This is a genomic window from Pseudomonas sp. UBA6276 (genome assembly GCF_002438365.1).
GTDB classification, from domain to species: Bacteria; Pseudomonadota; Gammaproteobacteria; order Pseudomonadales; family Pseudomonadaceae; genus Aquipseudomonas; species Aquipseudomonas coleopterorum.
The window spans coordinates 1-3,706 of the sequence record NZ_DJUS01000026.1 but is presented as its reverse complement, the minus strand read 5'-3'; the positions used below and the strand labels follow the sequence as shown (position 1 = coordinate 3,706).

Annotated in this window: 4 protein-coding genes and 1 pseudogene; all 5 read right to left on the bottom strand. The window is 64.0% G+C overall.

The features are described 5' to 3' along the window. Nucleotides 1-567 (bottom strand): DUF4124 domain-containing protein (locus B2V21_RS03535; RefSeq protein ID WP_286916043.1); only part of this gene is annotated, 567 nt, incomplete at its 3' end. A gap of 70 nt (nt 568-637) precedes the next feature. Next, entirely contained in the window at nt 638-1,546 is a 909-nt protein-coding gene (locus B2V21_RS03530) for a response regulator (protein ID WP_286916042.1), read from the bottom strand. A gap of 140 nt (nt 1,547-1,686) precedes the next feature. After that, the gene (gene phoU, locus B2V21_RS03525) at nt 1,687-2,445 is read right to left on the bottom strand and encodes a phosphate signaling complex protein PhoU (RefSeq protein ID WP_043192144.1); all 759 of its coding nucleotides are present in this window, start codon (nt 2,443-2,445) and stop codon (nt 1,687-1,689) included. 55 nt (nt 2,446-2,500) lie between these two features. Further along, nucleotides 2,501-3,334, bottom strand: coding sequence for a phosphate ABC transporter ATP-binding protein PstB (gene pstB / locus B2V21_RS03520; protein WP_049860387.1), 834 nt, complete (start codon nt 3,332-3,334; stop codon nt 2,501-2,503). A gap of 122 nt (nt 3,335-3,456) precedes the next feature. Next, a pseudogene (locus B2V21_RS03515) lies at nt 3,457-3,706 on the bottom strand (phosphate ABC transporter, permease protein PstA); the annotation flags it as partial.

Below are 3,706 nucleotides of genomic sequence, written 5' to 3'. Positions count from 1 at the left end.
GATCGGCGTGCCTTCGGGCATGGCGATGTCCATGGCGTAGCGCCCTTTGGCGCCGAAATGGCTATAGGTGCCATTGGGCCCCTGGGTCAGGCGGAAGGGTCCGCCGCGCCAGGGGAAGGGGTAGCGGTAGCCATGCGCCTCGCCCTGCGGGTCGCCGATGGAGGACACCAGGGTCTGGGCATAGCCCAGCGGCTTGCCGACCTGCTGGGCCGTCAGTGTCACCAGGCTGACGCTGCTGCGCGCTGGCACGACGCGGCGGATGCTGCTGGGCGGCAGACCCTGCACGTTGCGCAACTTGCTCAGTTTCAGCTCGACCTCGACGGGTGCGTACAGATCGTTGCGCACCATGAAGTTGGCGCTGCCCTTGCCTTTCTTCACTTCCAGACGAACCTGCCGGTCGATCCGCTCGACGATGCGCTCACGCATCACGAAGACCCGTGCGCCGGGCACGGGCCGGTCGGTGTAGGAGGTGACGCCATCGGCATTGGTGAACTTGTAGACGGTCGCGGCCTGAGCCATGGGAGCGGCCGCGAGCAGGCCGCAGATCAGCAGGAGGCGATAGACCATGGGGACGATGTCTGAAGGGGAACGTGCGCCAAGATTAGCAGGTATCTGCAGAGCGGCAATGTGCCACCTGTCAGGCGCCTGGCACGAAATGTTTCTGCACCGAGCCCCGGGCGATCAGGCGCGAGACGTAGTCGAGTTTCTGCGCATCCTGGTCGAGAAAACGGAAGGTCAGCTGCAGCCAGTCGCTGTCGGGCTTGGGCTCGAACGCGGCCACGGCGTGCAGATAGCCGTTGAGACGCGCCACCTCGGCATTCTCACCCTGCTCCAGATCGAGCACCGCCAGTTCCAGCACCTGAGGCAGCGTGTCGGTGCGCCGCACGACCAGCAACGCCTCCTTGAGGCTCAAGGCCTTGATCACGCACTGCTGGCTGCCGCCGGGCAGGCGCAGTTGGCCTTGTCCACGCCCCATGGGCGCGGGGGCTCGCGCGCCTGGAGCTGGCGCACTGGCCGGTGTTGCAGCGGCGGCCGGCCGAGGCGCGGGGGCTACAGGTCGCGCAGGCTCGGCGCGGCCCGAGGTCAGCGCACTCAGCGAATCGTTGGCAAAGGCCGAGGCGGCCTGTTGGCGCGTCGGTGCACCGGCTGCCAGCGCCTGCAGCTTGCCGACCTTGGCCAGGGCCTTCTTGACCTTGGTCATCAGCTGCTCATTGGTGAACGGCTTGCCGATATAGTCCGACACGCCAGCCTGGATCGCCTGCACGACGTTTTCCTTGTCGCCACGGCTGGTCACCATGATGAAGGGCAAGGTCTTGGTGTTTTCCTGCTCGCGGGTCCAGGTCAGCAGTTCAAGGCCGGACATTTCCGGCATTTCCCAGTCGCACAGCACCATGTCGTAGCTGTTGTGCATCATCAGCGACTGCGCCTTGCGGCCGTTCACTGCGTCCTCGACGACGATGCCGGGAAAGGCATTGCGCAGGCATTTCTTCACCAGGTCGCGAATGAACGGCGCATCATCCACTACCAGCACACTGATCTTGCTCATCGACCGCTCCTGAAAACCGCGCAGGCATCGCCACGCGCCGAAGGCCACGTGCCGTTCGGCGGGGCTGGCCACACGGCTGCCTCGCTTCGCCCCACAACGAAAAACGCCCGGCAAAGGCCGGGCGTTCGTGTCGGACCCTCTTACTTATCGTCAGGTTGGTCCAGAACATTAGCGCTGTCGAGGGTGCCTTCGACTTCCTGCTTCATGCGCTTTAGGCCCATGTGCCGCACATCGGTGCCGCGGACCAGGTAAATCACCAGTTCGGAGATGTTCCGCGCATGGTCGCCGATGCGCTCCAGCGAGCGCAGCACCCAGATCACGTTGAGCACGCGGGAGATGGAGCGCGGGTCTTCCATCATGTAGGTGACCAGCTCGCGCAGAGCGGTCTTGTACTCGCGATCGATGGTCTTGTCGTACTGGGCCACCGACAGGGCCAGGTCGGCGTCGAAGCGGGCGAAGGCGTCGAGCGCGTCGCGCACCATGATCCGCACCTGGTCGCCGATGTGGCGCACCTCGACGTAGCCACGCGGCGACTCGCCCTCCTCGCACAGCTGAATGGCCCGGCGGGCGATCTTGGTGGATTCGTCGCCGATACGCTCCAGGTCGATCACCGATTTGGAAATGCTGATGATCAGCCGCAGGTCCGAGGCCGCCGGCTGTCGCCGCGCCAGGATGCGCAGGCATTCCTCGTCGATGTTGCGTTCCATCTGGTTGATCTGCTCGTCGACCTCGCGCACCTGCTGGGCCAGGCCGGAGTCGGCCTCGATCAGCGCGGTGACCGCGTCGTTGACTTGCTTCTCGACCAGCCCGCCCATGGCCAGCAGGTGGCTGCGCACCTCCTCGAGTTCGGCGTTGAACTGCTGCGAGATGTGATGGGTGAGGCCTTCTTTACTGATCATGGGTCGAATCCTTGGTGCGTCCGCTCGGGATGATGCCAGCAACGGCGGCGAAGCCCTAGCCGTAGCGACCGGTGATGTAGTCTTCGGTCTGCTTCTTGGCCGGGTTGGTGAACAGCGTGTCGGTGTCGCCGAACTCCACCAGCTTGCCCATGTACATGAACGCCGTGTAGTCGGACACCCGTGCGGCCTGCTGCATGTTGTGGGTGACGATGACGATGGTGTACTTGGACTTGAGCTCGTAGATCAATTCCTCGACCTTGAGCGTGGAGATCGGATCGAGTGCCGAGCAGGGCTCGTCGAGCAGCAAGACCTCGGGCTCCACGGCGATGGTACGGGCGATCACCAGACGCTGCTGCTGGCCGCCGGACAGGCCCAGGGCGGACTCGTGCAGGCGGTCCTTGACCTCGTCCCACAGCGCCGCGCCCCTGAGTGCCCATTCGACCGCTTCGTCGAGGATGCGCTTCTTGTTGATGCCCTGGATGCGCAGGCCGTAGACCACGTTTTCGTAGATGGTCTTGGGGAACGGATTGGGCTTCTGAAACACCATGCCGACGCGGCGGCGCAGTTCGGCGACGTCTTCGCCCTTGCGGTAGATATCGTTGCCATAGAGGTTGATCGCGCCCTGCACGCGGCAGCCGTCGACCAGGTCGTTCATGCGGTTGAAGGTGCGCAGCAGGGTCGACTTGCCGCAGCCCGAAGGACCGATGAACGCGGTCACGCGCTGTTTGGGGATGTTCATGGCGATGTCGAACAGCGCTTGCTTGTCGCCGTAGAACAGGCTCAGGCCGGGCACTTCGATGGCCACGGTCTCCTTGGCCAGGTTCAGGCTCTGCTTGTCGCGCCCCAGGGCCGACAGGTTGATGCCATGGGATGGGTTTTCATGCTGCATGGCAGACTCCAAAGGCTGTAAAATTCGGTGCAAAGTTGAAATATTCTGAAGGCTGTGAGGGTCTCTTCGCAGGCGTGTGGGAGCGGGCTCTGCCCGCGAAGAGGACCTGGCTGACACACCGCTCAACTGTCCAGCGCCTTGTACTTCTCGCGCAGATGGTTGCGAATCCAGACCGCCGACAGGTTCAGCGTAGCGATCACCAGCACCAGCAACAATGCGGTGGCATACACCAGCGGTCGCGCCGCCTCGACGTTGGGGCTCTGGAAGCCGACGTCGTAGATATGAAAGCCCAGGTGCATGATCTTCTGGTCCAGGTGCAGGTACGGGTAGTTGCCGTCCAGCGGCAGCGACGGCGCCAGCTTGACCACGCCC